Genomic DNA, 19,156 nt, shown 5'->3' on the forward strand with positions numbered 1-19,156 from the left:
TGGCTCTCCAACCTGGGCTCGAACCAGGGACCTGCGGATTAACAGTCCGTCGCTCTACCGACTGAGCTATTGGAGAATCTGATGCGCATTTTAGGGATGAAACTCTAATGGGTCAAGTAAAAATGAAAGATTAAGCGCTTAAATGTTTTTTTATTATCCAAAGATAGGTATGTTGCTTATTTATTGATTCTTTTAAGCTTTTACAGTATTAAAAGTCGTCAGAATACTTTTGGCGTTTATAGTTAGAAGAGTGATTGATAGAATTAAGGGTAAAGTTGCGTTAGATTGCTGTTTTGGTTCCGAATATGTGGAGAACACTGCTTGCCGTAGTTTCGTATAAGCGCCATTATGATAAATAGATTTCCAGTAATTCAATGCTCTTTAAATAATTTTTTTGAGTCAATTGATATATGGCCACTGTCATAAATTTCTTTAAATATTCTTGTAGCAAGTTCCAAATCTTGGTGAACATATTGGAAATCGTATTTATCATCGTAAGGATGAAATGTATAAATTTTCTGAGTACCAGCGTTATTTTTATTAAGTAGAGTAAATAGACCTTCTTCTGTGTTGAAACCTAATATATAACCATGTTTTTCATCACATATCATATAATAGTGATCTAAATCTTGATAACTAAAAGTTGAATACTCATCCAAATATTCAGTTCGTGTTTTACATATCCTGATTGATCCCCCTGAATGAAATATATCTTTAATTATTGTAGATAAAGCTAACCAACCTATTTCTTTGATATTAATTCTAGTTCCATGCTGCTTGGGATCTCTAATTGTATAGTCACAAAGATACATTATCATTAAATACTTCTTAATTATTTGTCTGCAATATCTAAAAAAAGATTCATTAGCAGTTGATAAAAAGCAAATTTCTAAAGCTAATTCATCATTAGGATCTTTTTCTAAAACTGCTATAGCCCATTTTTGTACATCTTCATAAGAGTGTATATTTAACTCTAGATCGACTTTCTTCAATTTATTAATTTTTCCTAAAATTAACATAATACATGTTATATGAAATTTATTAATGAATTTTAATATCTTATTTTTATCATAAAACCCCGAACCTGCGGATCTGAAGTTTTTGGTAGTTTTACCACAGTCCATGATCAATACATAGACCATGTTTCACAACTTTATTTAGTTTCACTTAAGCGGAAGAAAGAATGAAAAGTACTTATGTATTGTTTATCAGTTCTAAAATTGTATAACGCATAAAAAATCACCCTTTTTAGGGTGATTTTTTATGCTGAAATAAAATCAAAAGATCTTATTTTTCAACGCCAGCAGCTTGACCTGCATATTTAGCGTTTGCGTAATCCCAGTTCACTAGGCTTTCAAGGAAAGTAGAGATGTACTTAGGACGAGCATTGCGGAAATCGATGTAGTAAGCGTGTTCCCAAACGTCAATAGTCAACACAGCAACTTTACCGTGCGCAAGCGGAGTGTCAGCATTTGAAGTTTTAAGGATAGACAGGTTGCCATTTACTTCGTCAGCAACTAACCAAGCCCAGCCTGAACCGAATTGAGTTGTTGCAGCAGCAGCAAATTCTTCAGCGAATTTTTCGTAAGAACCGAAAGCTTCGTCGATTTTAGCAGCAAGCGCGCCAGTTGCTTTACCGCCGCCGTTTTTAGCCATACAGTTCCAGTAGAACGTGTGGTTCCAAACTTGCGCTGCATTGTTGAATACACCTGCTTTAGACGCATCGCCAGCAACCGCTTTGATGATTTCTTCTAAAGTTTTACCTTCAAGGTCAGTGCCTTTGATTAGGTTGTTCAGGTTAACCACATAAGTATTGTGGTGTTTGTCGTGGTGGTATTCTAAAGTTTCTTTGCTGATGTGCGGAGCAAGATCTTCGTAACCATAAGGTAGCGCTGGTAAAGTAATCGTTGTCATGTTTTCAATTCCTTGCATTTTGCTGGGTTTTGACATTAAGTGCCCTTATTGTAATAGATTCTTAGACAGAATTGCGCATTGCTTATAAATAAGAATACAGAATAAAGCCCGAATTTATACGTATAAAGAAAAATGCCAAAAGCAGGCTTCAACTAAATTAAATCGGATTGTTTAATTCGAAATAACTATACTCAATATTGAACTGTTCTGAAATAGCTTTTGCCAGGCGCTGTACGCCATAGCGTTCTGTCGCATGGTGGCCGCAAGCGTAATAATGCACATTCAATTCTTTGGCTTCGTAGAAAGTGCGCTCACTGACTTCCCCAGAAATATAGGCATCGCAATTCTGCTCAGCCGCTTTGCCAATAAAGTCCTGTGCGCCGCCAGTGCAATACCCGATTTTCTGCACGGATGCTTTATCTGCCGGCAAATGAATAGCATCAAAATGCAATTGCTCTGATACAAAATCTTTGAATGCCCGCGGTGTCATTGGCTGCTTTAAAAAACCGATATTGCCAATGGGATTACGCTCACCTGGGTCTAAGGCTTCTATGCGCTCAAGCGCCAGTAGATCAGCAATAGCGGCATTGTTGCCTAGGGTGGGGTGGCTGTCTAAAGGCAAATGGTATCCAACCAGTGAAAGATCATTTTTAATGATGCTTTTAATACGTTTGCCGCGCATTCCAGTAATTGGATATGCTTCGCCTTTCCAAAAATAGCCATGATGCACCAGCAGCAGGTCAGCGCCTTGTGCAATGGCCGCGTCAATTGCCCCCTGTGATGCCGTGACGGCGCAGAGGATTTTATTGACTTCAGACTTTCCTTCGATCTGCAGGCCGTTTGGGGCATAGTCTTTAAATTCGTGGGACTTTAATGTCTGATTGCACCACTGAATAATGTCGTTTAATTGAGCCATCAGCCTTCTGCCATTTCAAAATCAATTTCTATTATTTAAACATGCATTTAATTGTAACTAAAGCAGCACAAAACTCCGTGTTTTTTTTAAAGCCTATATGAAAAATTACATTACACTATGACTTAAATAACTGAACCATCAACAATTAAAAATTTTTAGAGGATATAAACGTGCGCCGGAGCTTTACATGGTTACCTTGGGTGCTGCTGATTATCGTAATTTTGGGCTTTTTGGGCTGGCAGCAGCTGCAGAAGCCTAAAGCGCCTGTAACGCCTGATGGGGTGAAATTACCTGCAGAAAAAATTGAACCTTTAGTCAATACATCCCGTACAGGCGGTGTCGTCTCTTACAATGCAGCAGTTAAAGTCGCAGCGCCTGCTGTGGTCAATATTTTCACAACACAAAAAGTTAAACAATTAGATCATCCTTTATTAAATGATCCAGCATTCCGTGAATTTTTTGGCAATCAAATTCCGGATCAGCTTAAACAAGAACCGAATGAAAACAGCTTGGGTTCTGGGGTGATTGTTCGATCTGATGGCTATATTCTAACCAACAACCACGTAGTTGCTCAGGCTGACCAAATTATTGTGGCTTTAAATGATGGACGCCGTGCCGAAGCAAGAGTTGTAGGAACAGACCCTGATACGGATATTGCGGTGATTAAAATTGAAATGGATCAGCTACCCGTGCTGCCTTTCAAACTGAGCGGCAATGAAGTTGGAGATGTAGTCCTGGCCATTGGAAACCCGTTTGGCGTCGGGCAAACTGTAACGCAGGGCATTATTTCTGCTACAGGCCGTTCAGATTTAGGCATCAATACCTATGAAGACTTTATTCAGACCGATGCGGCGATTAATCCGGGCAATTCAGGCGGCGCATTAATTGATGTCGCAGGAAATCTGATTGGTGTGAATACGGCAATCTTCTCGCAATCTGGCGGTTCGCTGGGGATTGGTTTTGCAATTCCTGCAAAAATTTGCCAGCAGGTACTTAATGCCATTTTGAAAGATGGCCGTGTAGTTCGGGGTTATTTGGGCATTAGCCTCCTTCCGATTGAACAGGAAGATGTTTTTGCGCCTAAAGAGCAAGGGGTTATTGTTGCGCATGTGCAGCCTAACGGGCCTTCGGCTAAAGCAGGTTTAAAACGCGGCGATAAAATTCTTAAAGTGAATAATGAAGTCATTACTTCAGCATCTCATTTGATCAACTACGTAGCGCTGCAGCCGCCTAACAGCGTCGTGCAGATTTCAATTGAACGCGATAAAAAGCCTATGAATATTAATGTCACGATTGCAGAGCGAAAAGTGCAAGAGAAAAATTCGGAATCGCAATATATTCCGCTGCCTCGCTAAATTCGGTTAAAAAAATCCCTCTTCATGAGGGATTTTTTTATTGTTCTATTCGAATGTTCGGCTGCAAAATAGCTATAGAATTTTGCGAAAACTGTTTTATTTTAATTGGGTATTTAAAAATAATGAGTATAACAATGACAAGTTTTATTACTGCAGCTGTTGCTAAAGCGCTGTCTGAAAATGCCAATTTAAATATCGAACTGTATAAAATCCGTTTAGCGCAAATGATTGAAAGCAATGCCCAGCAGGGCAATACCGCGGTGTTCACTGTGCTGCCGAAACATTTGCCTTTGGAAGAGATCCGCAGCCTTTCTGCAGAGCTCACTGAACTGGGCTATCAAGTGCGTTTTGAGGTTAATGAATTTTTTTACAGCGTCAATGTTTATTGGATTTAAAACATTCCAGCAGACTTCATGGTCGGCAAGCCTTTGAGCTGGAACGGCACATTTTTTGCTAAATGGTAAAATAACTATCTAGCAGCGAAGACCATTACATGCACTATCAAATTCATCCTTGTACTGACAATGCACAAGCGGAACATATTCTTCTTTCATCAGGCCTTGGCGGCCATGGCGCATTTTGGAAACCGCAATTAGAGGCATTGCAGCAGCATTTTCATGTCTTGACCTATGATCATGAGGGATGTCATGCAGACGCGGAAGCATTGCCTGCCGATTACAGCATGCAGCATATGGCGCAGCAGGCGCTAAGTATCATCAGAGATGCGGACATTCAGCAGTTTCATTTTATTGGCCATGCTTTGGGCGGGCATATTGGCATGGAGCTGGCAAGGCTTATTGCCGAGAGCAGGGAGAATCTCCAGATGAAAAGCCTAAGTTGTATCAATGCGTGGGATCAATTAGATCTGCATACGCAAAAATGTTTTCAAGCGCGCATCAGCTTGCTGAAAAACAGCGGCGCAGAGGCCTATGTGCGCGCGCAGGCGCTTTTTCTTTATCCGCCGCAATGGATTTCAGAACATCAAGAAAGTCTGGAACAAGCCGAAAATGCACAGCTCACGAGCTTCCCGCCTGCGCATAATGTGCTGATGCGTCTGCAGGCGCTACAGCAATTCAGTGTGAATGAACAGCATGCTGAGGCTTTAAAAAATACTCAGATACAATTGATTGCCAATCAGGATGATTTTCTGGTGCCTGTCAAAAAATCTGCAGATTTACAGCAAACATTAGGGCTGGGTGAACTTGAGATATTTGCGACTGGTGCACATGCATCGACGCATACCCAAACTGAGAAAATCAACCAAGCATTGCTAAAATTCCTGTTGAGTTAAGTCAAAGTATTTAAGTTCAATAAAGGCTAAAAGCTCGATATTTATATCGGGCTTTTTTTACATTGGGTATAGAGCGCTTGCTGATGTTTCGATGAAATTTTTAAATGCGCTGAGCAATGTCTTGGTTCATAAAGTGCACCTTTTTAAAACATTGCACACTAAAAATGCGCATGTGTGATCAGGGTTAATTTTACTGAAAAGTAAAAAATAATAATATTAAATATTTGAAAAATAATAATAAATAATAATTGGCACAGCAATTGCTAAATATTCATCATGGTAAATGTCTTTTTAAATTTAAGTGCGTTTTTTACTAATTGGTAAAATAAAGGTGATGAATATGAAAATCGGTGTCTTCTGTCCAATTGGCAATAATGGCTGGCTGCTTTCTGAAAATGCGCCGCAATATAAACCTAGTTTTGAGATGAATAAGCAGATTGTACAGCGCGCTGAACACTACGGATTTGACTTTGCTTTATCGATGATTAAGCTCCGCGGTTTTGGCGGCAAAACTGAATTCTGGGAACACAATCTAGAGACATTTACCCTGATGGCCGGTCTGGCTGCTGTGACCAGCAAGATTCAAATTTATGCGACTGCTGCGACTTTGGTGATGCCGCCTGCAATTGTCGCCCGCATGGCATCAACCATTGATTCAATTTCAAATGGCCGCTTTGGCTTAAACGTTGTGACTGGCTGGCAAGCGCCTGAATATACGCAAATGGGGATGTGGCCGGGTGATGAATACTTTGGCAAACGCTATGAATACCTGTCTGAATATGTGCAAGTACTTCGCGATTTATGGGCAACAGGAAAATCAGACTTTAATGGCGAACATTTCCAAATGGAAGATTGCCGAGTGAGCCCAATTCCGCAAGCGGATATGAAAATTATTTGTGCCGGCCAATCCGATTCAGGCTTAGCATTCTCTGCGCAATATGCAGATTATAACTTTGTATTTGGTAAAGGTTTGAATACACCTACAGCTTTTGCTGACATCAATGACCGCTTAAAAGCGCATACCGACAAAACCGGCCGCAACGTTGAAACCTTTGTGCTGTTTATGGTGATTGCAGCAGAAACAGATGAAGAAGCATTTGCGAAATGGCAAAGCTATAACGATGGCGCAGATATGGAAGCGATTAATTGGCTGAAAAATCAAGGCGGCAAAGATACAACTTCGGGCAAGGATACCAATATCCGTCAAATGGCCTCCAGTGTTTCGCCAGTCAACATCAACATGGGCACATTGGTGGGCTCATTTGAAAATGTGGCAAGCATGCTGGATGAATTGGACAGCATTGAAGGTACAGGCGGCATCTTGCTGACCTTTGATGACTTTATTCAAGGTGTGGAAGATTTTGGTCAAAAAATTCAGCCACTAATGAAAAGCCGTCAAGGCATCGTGATTGAAGAAGGTGAAGCAGCCTTAACTGTTTTGGAGAAATCAGCATGAGCCAATTCACTACCGAAACAGTCGTCTGCAGCGGATTCACTGAAAAAGCAGGTACAGGAAAAATATTGCCTGCATTACCTGAAGCCTTAAAACTGGCGCCAGAGCAGACAGCCTTAATTGTTATTGATATGCAAAATGCCTATACCTCAATGGGCGGCTACTTAGACTTGGCGGGTTTTGATGTTTCGAAAACAAAACCTGTGGTTGAAAACATTAAAAAAGCCGTGGCGGCAGCGCATGAAGCGGGCATTCAAGTTATCTATTTCAAAAATGGCTGGGATGACCAATACCGTGAAGCCGGCGGGGTAGATTCTCCAAACTTCCATAAATCCAATGCATTGAAAACCATGCGCAAGAAGCCAGAACTACAAGGCACTTTATTGGCAAAAGGGCATTGGGATTTTGAACTGATTGATGAGCTGCAGCTTTTAGAACAGGACCTTGTGATTGAAAAGCCACGCTATAGCGGGTTCTTCAATACGGCTTTGGACAGCATGCTGCGCTGCCGCGGCATCCGCAATTTAGTCTTTGTCGGCATTGCCACCAATGTCTGTGTGGAATCAACTTTACGTGACGGCTTCTTCCTCGAATATTTTGGCGTAGCGCTGGATGATGCCTGCTATCAGGCAGGGCCTGTAGAGGCGCATGAGGCGAGCTTGTTCAACATTAAAACTTTCTTTGGCTGGGTATCTGACACCAAAAACTTTGTTGAGACATTTAAGCCGCAACTACAGCTTGAAAAATCAGCTTAAACTTTTTTGAACCTAGACTTTTTGACCCTATAGCTTGATTAAAAATTTGGAGAATGCCATGCCTAAAGAAATTATTGTCCCAGCTGGAACAGGCATACCGCTTGCGCCATTTGTACCAGCCACGAAAGCAGACAACATTGTGTATGTGTCAGGCACTTTAGCTTTTGATGAAAATAACAATGTGGTGCATGTGGGCGACTGCGCAGCGCAAGCCCGCCACATTTTGGAAACCATCAAAAAGGTTTTGGAAACCGCCGGCGGCAACATGGCTGATGTCACCTTTAACCATATTTTCCTGACAGATTGGGCAAATTACGCGGCCTTCAATGAGGTCTATGCAGAGTATTTTCCTGGAGATAAGCCTGCGCGCTATTGTGTACAAACGGGTTTGGTGAAACCGGATGCGCTTGTCGAAATTGCTTCGGTTGCGCATGTATAACTATAACTTTTAAAGCAGGCTGAACTGCTGCGGGGCAGATTTCAGTTTGGGAGAATTGTCATGAACAGCAAATTAATGGCTGCGGAAATGATGAACAGCGCAGCACAGATGCACAAGCCTATGATGAATGCCTGCGGTGAAGTCGATCAGCAGCTGTTCCGTCAAGGCATGTCAAATTTAGGCGCGGCGGTCAATGTCATTACGACTCAGGGCGCAGCCGGACAAGCTGGATTCACTGCTTCTGCTGTATGCAGTGTAACGGATACGCCGCCAACGTTATTGGTCTGTTTAAACCGTTCGGCGTCTGTATTTGAAACATTCAAGGCCAATAAAGTACTGTGTGTAAATACCTTAAATGCGCAGCAAAGCCATCTGTCCAATTTATTTGGCGGCAAAACCCCAATGCAGGAACGTTTTTCGCATGGTGTTTGGAATTCTCTAGTCACGCAAGCGCCTGTGCTAGAGGGTGCTTTAGTGTCTTTTGACTGCGAAGTTGTGCAAAGCATGTCTGTCGGCAGCCATGATGTATTGATTTGTGAAGTGAAAGCGGTGCAAAGCCAAGACGGTCAAAATGCCTTAATGTATTTCAACCGCAGCTACTGTGAACCAAAACCAATGAACTGAGATCTGAACCCATCTGAAGGAGGGGGAACCCTAATGAATGAAAAAGAAACGTGGTTTCCGAAATTTAAGCCTTATCAAGGCAACTTAGATACAACGCCAGTCCAAACTGACGAGTACCTTCCCCCAGCAAAAAGCATAGTCTTGGGGCTGCAGCATGCATTTGCCATGTTTGGCGCGACAGTGCTGGCACCTTTATTGATGGGATTTGATCCGAACCTGACCATTTTTATTACTGGGATCGGCACGATTCTATTCTTCCTCATGACCGGCGGGCGCATGCCGAGCTATCTGGGCTCGAGTTTTGCATTTATTGGCGCAGTGGCAGCAGCGACGGGTTACAGCGGCGCAGGCTCCAATCCGAATATCGCTTTGGCATTAGGCGGAACCATTGCCTGCGGCCTGATTTACGCGGGTATCGGTTTGGTGGTGATGAAAACAGGAACAGCCTGGATTGAAAAACTCATGCCGCCGATTGTGACGGGCGCTATTGTCATGATCATTGGCCTGAATTTGGCGCCTGTGACCATTAAAAGCGTTTCTGCCAGTTCTTTTGATACATGGATGGCAGTGGTGACTATTTTGTGTATCAGCGCGGTTGCGGTATTTACCCGCGGCATGGTGCGGCGTTTATTGCTGCTGATTGGCCTGATGACAGCTTATTTTGCGTATTTTTTACTGACCAATGTTTTGGGTTTTGGCAAGCCGATTGATTTCAGTGTCATTGACAACGCGGCTTGGTTTGGCCTGCCAACTTTCCATGCGCCCGTGTTTGATGCTAATGCCATGCTGCTGATTGCACCTGTTGCTTTGATTTTAGTTGCAGAAAACCTAGGCCATTTTAAAGCCGTATCGGCCATGACTGGAAAAAATCTGGATCCGTATATGGGACGCGCCTTTTTAGCCGATGGCCTCTGCACAACCATGTCTGCATCCGTAGGCGGAACAGGCATGACGACCTATGCTGAAAATATTGGCGTCATGGCAGTAACCAAAGTCTATTCAACGACAATTTTTGTGATTGCCGGTGTATTCGCTGTTCTTCTGGGGTTATCGCCTAAATTCGGCGCTGTCATCAGCACCATTCCAGTTGCGCTGCTGGGCGGCGCTTCGATTGTCGTGTTTGGCTTAATTACGATAGCGGGTGCAAAAATCTGGATTGACCATAAAGTCGATTTTACCAAGAACAGCACTTTATTAATTGCGGCTGTCAGCCTGATTATGGGCGCGGGAAACCTGAGCTTGCATATTGGCAGTTTTGATTTAGGCGGAATTGGCACAGCGACATTGGCCGCGATCTTCTTAAATCTCTTTTTAAACCGTGGTGAAGAAAAAGCGCAAGCTGTAAATGATGAATCCTCTGCAGCATCCTCTGCAGTTCAACACTAGGAGATTATTTTGAGTCAACGTGCAGCATTTATTGGACTCGGGGCAATGGGTTGGCATATGGCTTCCCATTTGCCAAAAACTGGCTTAGAAGTTTTAGTTTGGAACCGCAATTTTGACAAGGCTGTGCTGCATGCAGAGACTTTTGGCACGCAGGCTGCTGCGATTGAAGATACCGTGCAGGCCGATTTTATTTTCTCCTGCTTGCCCACCAGCGCAGATGTTGAGCAGTTAATCGCAGCTCATCCGCCTAAAGCGGGAAGTATCTGGATTGACTGCACCAGCGGCGTGCCAGAGTCAGCGCAGCGTTTAAGCCAGCAATTGAAAGCATTCGGTTCTATTTACTTGGATGCGCCCGTTTCAGGGCAAACCATCGGCGCAGAGCGCGGCACTTTAACGGTAATGATTGGCGGAGATGCAGCTGCTTTTGAACAAGCCAAACCCGTGATTGATGCCTTTGCCGGCTTGATCGAGCATGTAGGGGAAAGCGGTGCAGGCTTTGCAGTGAAAGCTGTGAATAACACATTGATGGCGGCGCATTTATGGGCGCTGGCGGAAGGTCTGACGCTGTTAAAGTCTAAACAGGTTGATTTAGCTTCGGCGCTGAACTGCATTAACCATTCCAGCGGCAAAAGCAGCATGTCGGAAAATATTATGGCGCAGCGCGTGCTAAACCGCCGTTTTGATAAAACCTTTGCTTTAGATTTGCTGCAAAAGGATATCGGCATTGCTGTGAGCCTGATTGCGGAAGAAAATTTACAGCTGCCCGCCATGCATCTGGTGCAGCAGCAGTTCGGGCTGATTGAAAAGCCGCATGCACAGCAATTGGACTTTTCAGCGGCTGTGCAAAGTTTAGAGCAGATCAATCAAATTGAATTGTCTTAAACGTAATGGAATGAAAAAACCGCAGCATTCTGCGGTTTTTTGATACTTTTGACGGTATTTATTCAGACTTTTGATAGTCATTGATGACTTCTAAGGCGGCTCGGAACGCTTCCTGTGTTGCCGGCGCGCCGCAGTACGGCAAACTGTGCAGCAAGACTTCCTGAATTTCTTCAACTGTTGCGCCGTTGTTTAAAGCGCCGCGGACATGGCCCTTAAGCTCGGTAGGGCTTTTTTGCGCCGTTAAAAATGCAATGGTAATCAGTGAGCGGTATTTACGCGGCAGTACGCCTTCACGCTGCCAAGTCGAGCCCCAGGCATGTTCATTAATCCAGTCCTGCAATGGCTGCGTAAAGGGTACAGTATTATCCTGTGCGCGTTTGACAAAGCTTTCCCCCATCACTTCAGTGCGGACTTTCAAGCCATTTTCATAATCTTGCTGAGACATGCAGCATACCTTCTGTAAAGTGGTTTTGCGTTATAGACTATACGTCTGAGCAAGCGATGCCATTGGCTGATAGTCGTACACAGATGCCACCAACGGCCTCAACGCAGCGGATAGCCTATTTGAATATGCTCAATGATTTTGAGCTAATAACGCAGAAAAGCTTCGGGTGAATCATCCGTGTGCTGCTGTTTGATCTTTTGCTGATCTGCAGGCAGATGCGGATTGGATAATTCGAGTTCGTGCAGCAGCTGCATATCAAAAATATCCGTCAGCATGCTGTCATAGCGCTGTATATTGTATGCAGTTAATTGTTCAGCTTCTGATTGAGTCAGGGCATTTTGCGCAATCGCATCCGCAATATGTTCTTCAAAGCTCAGGCCTTTAAATTGGCCTTTGGCTTCCGCTTTTTTGAACCTGTCCCATAACGGTTCAATGTTCAGCAGCTGTAAAAAGGCATTTTCCATGCGGCCAGAAACGTCATGCGGCGCCGAGCTGTAATGCACGTGTTCTGTCAATTCTTGGCGGAAGGCATTGTTCTGCATCATGTGTTCAGCGGCTGCACGTTTCAATCGATCTGAGGGCGGGGCTGCAGCGCGCCCGAAAGGGAAGCATATCCGTTTAATAAGGCCCGCGGCAAAACGGATCGGGAAATTATCGAAAAGGCCATCAAAGGCTTCCTGTATCTTGTACAGCGCCTTTTCTAAAGCCAGCTGTGCATGGCTCTGTTCTGCTTCAGTCTTTTTGCCATGTTCGTAGTATTTAAGAATAGCTGTGGCAATAAACAAGTGCGCATGAATATCCGCAAGCCGTCCGGAAAGCATTTCCTTGCGTTTAATGTCACCCGCCAGCAAGCCAAGGCACATGTCTGCAGTGAGGGCAAAGTCGGCACTGAAACGGTTGATTTTTTTATAATAGGGCAGGCTGAATTGGTCTGCTGCTTCTGGCGCGTTCGATGAACCGCCAGTAAAAGCGTAGGCCAGCGCGCGCGCTGCGCGGTTAAAGGTATAACCCAAATGCTGAAACAGCATATCGTTGAATCTGTTGAGTGCCTTATCTTGATCTTCCGCCTGCAGCAGCTGCAGTTCTTCAAATAAATAAGGATGGCAGCGCATGGAGCCCTGGCCAAAAATCATCAAAGACCGGCTCAGAATATTAGCGCCTTCAACCGTGATGGAAACAGGAATCGCCTGATAATTCAGTGCAAGGAAATTGCGCGGGCCCAGCTGCACGGCGCGGCCGCCAACAATGTCCATACTGTGATTGACCACTTTGCGCATGGTTTCAGTGGCGTAATATTTGGCCATCGCGGTCATCACAGCAGGTTTTCCGCCTTGATTCAGGCCGCAAGTCACCAAGTAGCGGAATGCTTCGAGCATGTAGGCATCGCTGGCTATGTCGCTGGATGCTTCTTGGACGCCTTCAAATTCGCCAACGGAAATTTTAAATTGCTGACGGACTTTCGCAAATGCGCCGACATTTAAATAGGCCATTTCGCCGGCTGCGGTAGAGAGCGCCGGCAAGGAAATGCCGCGGCCGACCGCTAGGCATTCCATCAGCATGCGCCAGCCTTTTCCGGCATTTTTGATGCCGCCGATAATCCAATCCAGCGGAATAAACACGTCTTTGCCTTCGATTGTGCCATTCATAAAGGGTGAGCCTGGATTATGGCGGGGCCCTGTAATAACACCGTCATGACTGGCTGGAAGCAATGCGCAGGTAATGCCGTATTCGGTTTTATTTTTATCTCCCAGCAAACCTTCGGGGTCATAAAGCTTAAAAGCAAGGCCAATGACTGTGGCAATTGGGGCAAGCGTAATCCAGCGCTTGGAAAAATTCATGTTCAGGCCTAAAGTTTCCTCGCCTTCAAAACTGCCCCAGCAGACCACACCTGTATCTGGAATCGCACCCGCATCTGAGCCGGCTTCTGGATTGGTTAGGCCAAAACAGGGAATTTCAAGACCTTTGGCCAGGCCAGGTAGGTAGCGGTCTTTTTGCGTATCGGTCCCATAGTGCAAAAGCAGCTCACTGGGTCCCAAAGAGTTGGGTACCATGCAGCTGACAGCTGCCGTTAAAGAGCGGGAGGCGATTTTGCTCATGACGCGGCTTTGCGCAAATGAACTGAATTCACGGCCGCCATATGCTTTAGGAATGACGAGGCCAAGGAAGCCGTTGTCTTTAATGAACTGCCACGCCGCTGGCGGCAGATCTTTATGCTTGTGATGAATATCCCATTCATTCAGCATGCCGCAGAGCTGCTCAACTTCATGGTCTAAAAAGGATTGTTCTTCAGTGCTGAGCTGCGGATAAGGGTAGGCGTCAAGCTTTTTCCAGTCTGGCGCGCCCATAAATAATTCCTTTTCCCACCAGCTGGTGCCAGCATCCAGCGCTTCGCGTTCGGTGCTGCTCATGCTGGGCATGGCATTGGCTAAAGTTTTATATGCTGGCTTGGTTATGATATTCATGCGCAGCGGTCCAATCAGCACAATGAGGCTCAGCAAAATAAGCGGTATGCCAAAAATTAGGGACCATGGGCTGATCAAAGGCATTGCGATGGATGCTGCGATCAATACAAGGGCGCCAGCACTTCGTGACAGTCCGAAGAAAAATACAGCCCATAGCGTAAAAATGAAGAGTACAGCACTGAGTAGAAATAGCATTATTATTGGCTCCAGTGACAAGGGCTCAGCTCAATCAGCATTTCATTGCAGACGGCATCAGCAGGGTGATTTGATCTTCTGGGTTTGAGGTCTTCATGCCGTTTGACGGTATATGGTTTTGCTTTCGCCTGCGCATGTTAGTGTGAAGTTGCCCTAAAATCATGAAAGGGCAAAGAATATGTCTAACTATAGGGTGGTTAAAAAGTAGGCGCAAAACAACCGGATTCACGCAAAGAAATGTCACATCACGTAATTTATAAACAGAATTCTGGCAGCGCGCTTAGATTCTAAATATGCTGAAAACAAAAAAGCCCTCAATGTCTTAAGGGCTTTTTTCTTCGATGTTCACATCAAGTGAAAATTAAGCTTCAATCGTTTGCACGGCAATTTTTTTTGCAGGATCAGTTTTGCGGCGCACCGCTGGAACTGGCTCACCGTAGTATTGGCGGTCTGCAAAATAGCTTGAACGCACCATAGGCGCTGCCCAGATATTTTTGAAACCTAATTTCTGGCCATGCGCTGTATAGCGTTCAAATTCTTCAGGAGTAACAAAACGGTCAATCGGCGCATGCTCTTTAGACGGCTGCAGATATTGGCCAATCGTAATATAGTCAACATCATGCGCTTTCAAATCGTCCAGCAGCGCAATGACTTCTTCTTCAGTTTCACCAATACCGACCATTAAGCCGCATTTTGTCGGCACATCTGGGCAGTATTCTTTAAACATTTTCAGCAAGTTCAGCGAGTGCTGATAGTCAGAACCCGGACGCATCGCTTTATACAAGCGCGGCACAGTTTCGATGTTGTGGTTAAACACATCTGGCGGACACTCGGTCATAATGCGCAGCGCGATGTCCATGCGGCCGCGGAAATCCGGCACCAAAATTTCAAGCAGGGTTTTCGGGCTTAAATCACGCGCTTCTTTAATGCAGTCTACAAAATGCTGCGCGCCGCCATCCAAAAGGTCATCGCGGTCTACAGAGGTAATCACTGCGTATTTTAAGCCAAGATTGGCAATGGTTTCTGCCATATGGCGAGGTTCATCTGGGTCAAGCGCATTTGGACGGCCGTGGGCAACGTCGCAGAATGGGCAGCGGCGGGTACAGATGTCACCCATGATCATGAAGGTCGCAGTGCCTCCGCCGAAGCATTCAGGCAAGTTTGGACAAGCTGCTTCTTCACATACCGTATGCAGCTTTTGCGCGCGTAAAGTCGTTTTGATGCGCTGCACCTCATCTGGCGCCGCCATTTTTACCCGAATCCAGTCCGGTTTGCGTGGCGCTTCAACCGTAGGAACAACTTTTACAGGAATGCGGGCAACTTTTTCAGCGCCGCGAAGTTTGACACCCTGTTCTGGTTTACGGTTTTCAGACATATTCAACTTTTCCACTGTTTTGACGGGGGAGAGATTCTAGAAATATAGTGCCTTCATTATAGCGGAAATGCGAAATGATGGGGCGAAAATACTATTCATTTACTAAATGTAGTCATCATTCAATATATGTGAGCTAAATACAGCAAAGCGGCGCTATTTACGTCATAATATGCGCAAGATAAGCAATAAGTAATTTTTGAAGGAGCGTTGAATGCCACGTAAGAAAGAGATCGTTAGTGGGACTTTCATTAAGTACGATGCGGTAGTTCTCGGTTCAGGCCCTGCGGGTGAAGGCGCCGCAATGAAGCTTGCGAAATCCGGCAAACGTGTTGCCATTGTGGATATGCGTGAGCAGCTGGGCGGCAACTGTACACATGTGGGTACAATTCCAAGCAAGGCATTGCGTCAAACTGTTTCAAGCATTATCCGCTATCAGCGTGATCCAATGTTCCAAAAAGTAGGTGAATGGAAACAGTTCACCATGAAGCAAGTACTCCGCAATGCGCATAAAGTGATTCAGCTGCAAGTGGATACGCATTCACGCTTTTATGACCGCAATAAAATTGATATCTATCATGGCCGGGCATATATTCAAGATCAGAACACCGTTTTAATTTTCAGTGCAGACGGCATTACAGAAACTTTAAGTTTCCAGCAGTTGGTGATCGCAACAGGTTCACGCCCATACCGCCCGTCAGCGCTTGATTTTAATCATCCGCGTGTATTTGATTCAGACAAAATTCTAGATTTGGATTTTTCAATCAAGAAAATCATTATTTATGGCGCTGGCGTGATTGGCTGTGAATATGCCTCTATTTTTATTGGTTTAGACCACAAGGTGGATTTGATCAATACCCAGCATAAACTGCTGAGCTATTTGGATGATGAAATTTCAGATGCCTTGTCTTATCACTTGCGTGAGCAAGGGGTATTGATTCGCCATAATGAACAAATTGATTTCCTTGAGACCTTTGATGATCATGTTGTCTTGCATACGCAAAGCGGCAAGAAAATTAAAGCGGACGCCATTTTGTGGTGTAACGGCCGTTCAGGCAATACCGATGGTTTAGGCTTAGAGAATATTGGCCTGAAGCCAAACAGCCGAGGCCAATTAACGGTGAATGAGAAATATCAGACTGAAGTCGAAAATATCTACGCAGCAGGTGACGTGATTGGCTGGCCATCACTGGCTTCAGCCGCCTATGACCAAGGCCGCTGTGCGGGCGCGAACATGAGCGGTGAAAAAGATGTGGCGCCAGTAACCGATATTCCGACAGGTATTTATACCATTCCGGAAATTTCATCAATTGGTAAGAATGAACAGCAATTGACTGAAGAAAAAATTCCGTATGAAGTTGGTCAGGCGTCCTTCCGTTACTTAGCGCGTGCGCAAATCACCGGCGATACCGTCGGTGAATTGAAAATTCTGTTCCACCGTGACACTTTGGAAGTGCTGGGTGTGCATTGCTTTGGCAATAACGCAGCCGAAATTATCCACATTGGTCAGGCGGTGATGAACAGTCCAAACAATACCATTAAGTATTTTGTGGAAACCACGTTCAACTACCCAACCATGGCGGAAGCGTACCGTGTAGCTACATTAAATGGTATGAACCGTTTATTTTAAGATTTTTAAATTTTAAATACAGAACCCGTGAGTGATTGCTTGCGGGTTTTTTTATGGATGGAAGAAAGTGGAGTTTTGACGGCAACAGAGAGCATATTATTAAGTAAATTTTATCAAAACTATGGAACATTGATTAACCCTTGCTTGTGAAAAATAATAATTTATCTAAAAAGCTTTCCTGAGTAGAAAAAAACATTATTTATGTTATTAAATTATTGATTTTTAATATTATTAAATGAATTTATATATCGTGTATTTTATTGGTTTTAGGAAAACTGAATCTAACTTTACCTATGAAATTATCTCTAATTATAAGATTTTATTACGCTTAAAATAAAAAATAGAATGAAGCTTAACTCTCAGAGTGACGACATAGATATTTGAGATTTCACTCGATGTCGCCAAAGATTAGTTAGTTTTTCTTCAAAAAAAATGAAAAAAACATAGCTTAAGTATAGATAAATTATAAAAAATGAATATAATGCCGATCTTCTGCATATATTGTCTCTTTATTATTTGATAATGAGAACTGTGTCACTTTTATAGGGTTAACGTGAATAAAATTTATAAAGTCATTTGGAATGCTTCAGTGGGTGCATGGGTTGCTGTTTCTGAACTAGCAACAGCGAAAGGCCATTCTTCATCTCGCAGCAAAGCGGTTGCAAGCTCTAGTACTGAATTAACAATAGTGAAAACAAAAAAAACGATTAATTTAAGTCTATTAGCTTCAGCTTTACTTGCGCTTTCACCACAACTTTATGCGGTGAAAATAGGCAGTGGCAATGATGGCGCATCGAATTCTGGATCTATTGCTATTTCAGACCCAAATTGCGGCACAGCCAGTACCAGTTTGCCAAAATCTATTGCAATAGGCTGTTCTGCCAGTGTTTCAGGCGGAACAGGAACTGTGGGTGGGATTGCCTTAGGGGAAAATTCACGTGTCATCAATGATGGTATTGCAATTGGCCGTAATGCAAATGCAAATAGTGGCGATGACAAAGGCGGTGTTGCCATTGGTAATGACACTTGGGCGTGGGCGCACAGTGTTGCTATTGGCACAGGGGCAATTGCAGATCAAGCGCAAACAGATGTGGATAATGCATCAGTTGCAATTGGTGCAAAAGCCAATTCAGGCAATTCTGACGGTGGTGTTGCAATCGGTATTGCTTCTAAAATTGGTGATAATACTGGAGATACTGTCGCGATTGGCCGTAAGGCATCTGTTGAAGGCGGCGCTGAAAAAAGTTTAGCCTTGGGCTCAAACTCTTCGATTGCTGCCAATGCAAAAGAATCAACAGCTTTAGGTTTTGGTTCAAGAGTAGAAAAAAGCAATGGTATTGCTATTGGTAATGCCTCTAAAGTAACAAAAACGAATGCTGTCGCAATTGGTTCAAAATCAAATACCGATACCGATGCAACAAAAGAAACAGAAGCAACGATTGATGGCATAAAATTTGGTTCATTTGCTGGCGCTGCAAGTCAAGCGGGCGATCAAGTTTCTTTAGGATCTGCCGGAGCTGAGCGTCAGCTTAAAAATGTTGCAGCTGGTCAAATCAGTGCTGCAAGCACCGATGGTATTAATGGCAGCCAACTTTACAGAACCAATGTGGTCTTGGGTAATGTTGCAAATAGCGCTGCAGATATTATTGGCGGCGGCGTTACTGTCGGTGATAATGGCAAGTTAACTGGGCCATTTAATGTCGCTGGTAATGACTATGCGTCTATCGCAGAAGCAATTGAAAAAAATGCTGGAGCTGGTACGAAAACTAGCGTTGTGGAAGGCGACAACATCACGGTTGCCGATGTCACCAATGCAGACGGCAGCAAAGAATATAAAGTTGCCACGAAGAAAGACGTCAGCTTTGATTCTGTGAAGCTGGGCGATACGCTGATTAACAATGCCGGCCTCAACATTAAAGACGGTCCAAGCATTACGGTTCAGGGCATTGATGCGGGCAAAAAGAAAATCACCAATGTGGCGGATGGCGATATCAGCGCGTCTTCGAAAGACGCCATCAATGGCAGCCAATTAAACAG

At 44.1% G+C, this 19,156-nt stretch carries 17 protein-coding genes and 1 tRNA gene; 11 read left to right on the plus strand and 7 right to left on the minus strand.

Annotated elements, in window-relative coordinates; translation table 11 throughout:
• The 4 genes from F941_RS05615 to F941_RS05630 form a co-directional block, all read right to left on the minus strand.
• Nucleotides 1-76 (minus strand) — tRNA-Asn (locus F941_RS05615).
• Between the two features lie 295 nt (nucleotides 77-371).
• A complete protein-coding gene (locus F941_RS05620; protein ID WP_005008779.1) occupies nucleotides 372-1,142 on the minus strand; it encodes a hypothetical protein in 771 nt (256 codons plus the stop codon).
• A gap of 145 nt (nucleotides 1,143-1,287) precedes the next feature.
• Nucleotides 1,288-1,914, minus strand: coding sequence for a superoxide dismutase (locus tag F941_RS05625; protein WP_005008780.1), 627 nt, complete (start codon nucleotides 1,912-1,914; stop codon nucleotides 1,288-1,290).
• 157 nt (nucleotides 1,915-2,071) lie between these two features.
• Nucleotides 2,072-2,830: a Nif3-like dinuclear metal center hexameric protein gene (locus tag F941_RS05630; protein WP_005008781.1), complete on the minus strand. Its 759-nt coding sequence runs from the start codon at nucleotides 2,828-2,830 to the stop codon at nucleotides 2,072-2,074.
• 170 nt (nucleotides 2,831-3,000) lie between these two features.
• On the opposite strand from F941_RS05630, the gene F941_RS05635 reads away from it, so the two are divergent.
• From F941_RS05635 to F941_RS05675, 9 genes are all read left to right on the plus strand, one after another.
• Entirely contained in the window at nucleotides 3,001-4,185 is a 1,185-nt protein-coding gene (locus tag F941_RS05635; RefSeq protein WP_005008784.1) for a S1C family serine protease, read from the plus strand.
• A gap of 134 nt (nucleotides 4,186-4,319) precedes the next feature.
• Nucleotides 4,320-4,580, plus strand: coding sequence for a hypothetical protein (locus tag F941_RS05640; RefSeq protein ID WP_005008787.1), 261 nt, complete (start codon nucleotides 4,320-4,322; stop codon nucleotides 4,578-4,580).
• 98 nt (nucleotides 4,581-4,678) lie between these two features.
• Nucleotides 4,679-5,476: a pyrimidine utilization protein D gene (gene rutD / locus F941_RS05645; protein WP_005008789.1), complete on the plus strand. Its 798-nt coding sequence runs from the start codon at nucleotides 4,679-4,681 to the stop codon at nucleotides 5,474-5,476.
• Between the two features lie 340 nt (nucleotides 5,477-5,816).
• A complete protein-coding gene (gene rutA, locus F941_RS05650) occupies nucleotides 5,817-6,932 on the plus strand; it encodes a pyrimidine utilization protein A (RefSeq protein ID WP_005008791.1) in 1,116 nt (371 codons plus the stop codon).
• Complete coding sequence (gene rutB / locus F941_RS05655; protein WP_005008792.1) at nucleotides 6,929-7,684, plus strand: pyrimidine utilization protein B; 756 nt, start codon at nucleotides 6,929-6,931, stop codon at nucleotides 7,682-7,684. Before rutA ends, rutB begins: the two co-directional genes overlap by 4 nt.
• 58 nt (nucleotides 7,685-7,742) lie before the next feature.
• Entirely contained in the window at nucleotides 7,743-8,123 is a 381-nt protein-coding gene (rutC, locus tag F941_RS05660; protein ID WP_005008797.1) for a pyrimidine utilization protein C, read from the plus strand.
• Nucleotides 8,124-8,210: 87 nt separating this feature from the next.
• Nucleotides 8,211-8,747 carry an NADH-dependent FMN reductase RutF gene (gene rutF / locus F941_RS05665; RefSeq protein WP_051065824.1) on the plus strand — a complete coding sequence of 179 codons (537 nt, stop codon included), beginning with the start codon at nucleotides 8,211-8,213 and terminating at the stop codon, nucleotides 8,745-8,747.
• Between the two features lie 33 nt (nucleotides 8,748-8,780).
• Nucleotides 8,781-10,133 (plus strand): pyrimidine utilization transport protein G, encoded by a 1,353-nt coding sequence (gene rutG, locus F941_RS05670; RefSeq protein WP_005008799.1) that lies wholly within the window; start codon nucleotides 8,781-8,783, stop codon nucleotides 10,131-10,133.
• Nucleotides 10,134-10,142: 9 nt separating this feature from the next.
• Nucleotides 10,143-11,015, plus strand: a complete 873-nt coding sequence (locus F941_RS05675; RefSeq protein ID WP_026253324.1) for an NAD(P)-dependent oxidoreductase — start codon at nucleotides 10,143-10,145, stop codon at nucleotides 11,013-11,015.
• Nucleotides 11,016-11,073: 58 nt separating this feature from the next.
• On the opposite strand, the gene F941_RS05680 is transcribed toward F941_RS05675, so the two are convergent.
• The 3 genes from F941_RS05680 to lipA form a co-directional block, all read right to left on the minus strand.
• Nucleotides 11,074-11,460: a carboxymuconolactone decarboxylase family protein gene (locus F941_RS05680; protein ID WP_005008801.1), complete on the minus strand. Its 387-nt coding sequence runs from the start codon at nucleotides 11,458-11,460 to the stop codon at nucleotides 11,074-11,076.
• Nucleotides 11,461-11,603: 143 nt separating this feature from the next.
• On the minus strand, nucleotides 11,604-14,117 hold the full coding sequence (locus tag F941_RS05685) for an acyl-CoA dehydrogenase (protein WP_005008802.1): 2,514 nt from the start codon (nucleotides 14,115-14,117) through the stop codon (nucleotides 11,604-11,606).
• A 361-nt stretch (nucleotides 14,118-14,478) separates the two neighbouring features.
• Nucleotides 14,479-15,492: a lipoyl synthase gene (gene lipA / locus F941_RS05690; RefSeq protein WP_005008803.1), complete on the minus strand. Its 1,014-nt coding sequence runs from the start codon at nucleotides 15,490-15,492 to the stop codon at nucleotides 14,479-14,481.
• Between the two features lie 211 nt (nucleotides 15,493-15,703).
• Here lipA and sthA point away from each other — a divergent pair, with 211 nt between their 5' ends.
• Entirely contained in the window at nucleotides 15,704-17,119 is a 1,416-nt protein-coding gene (gene sthA, locus F941_RS05695) for a Si-specific NAD(P)(+) transhydrogenase (protein ID WP_005008805.1), read from the plus strand.
• Nucleotides 17,120-17,672: 553 nt separating this feature from the next.
• Nucleotides 17,673-19,156: ESPR-type extended signal peptide-containing protein (locus F941_RS16615; RefSeq protein ID WP_005008807.1), on the plus strand; the 1,484-nt coding region annotated here is incomplete at its 3' end.

This window comes from Acinetobacter bouvetii DSM 14964 = CIP 107468 (assembly GCF_000368865.1).
Lineage (GTDB): Bacteria > Pseudomonadota > Gammaproteobacteria > Pseudomonadales > Moraxellaceae > Acinetobacter > Acinetobacter bouvetii.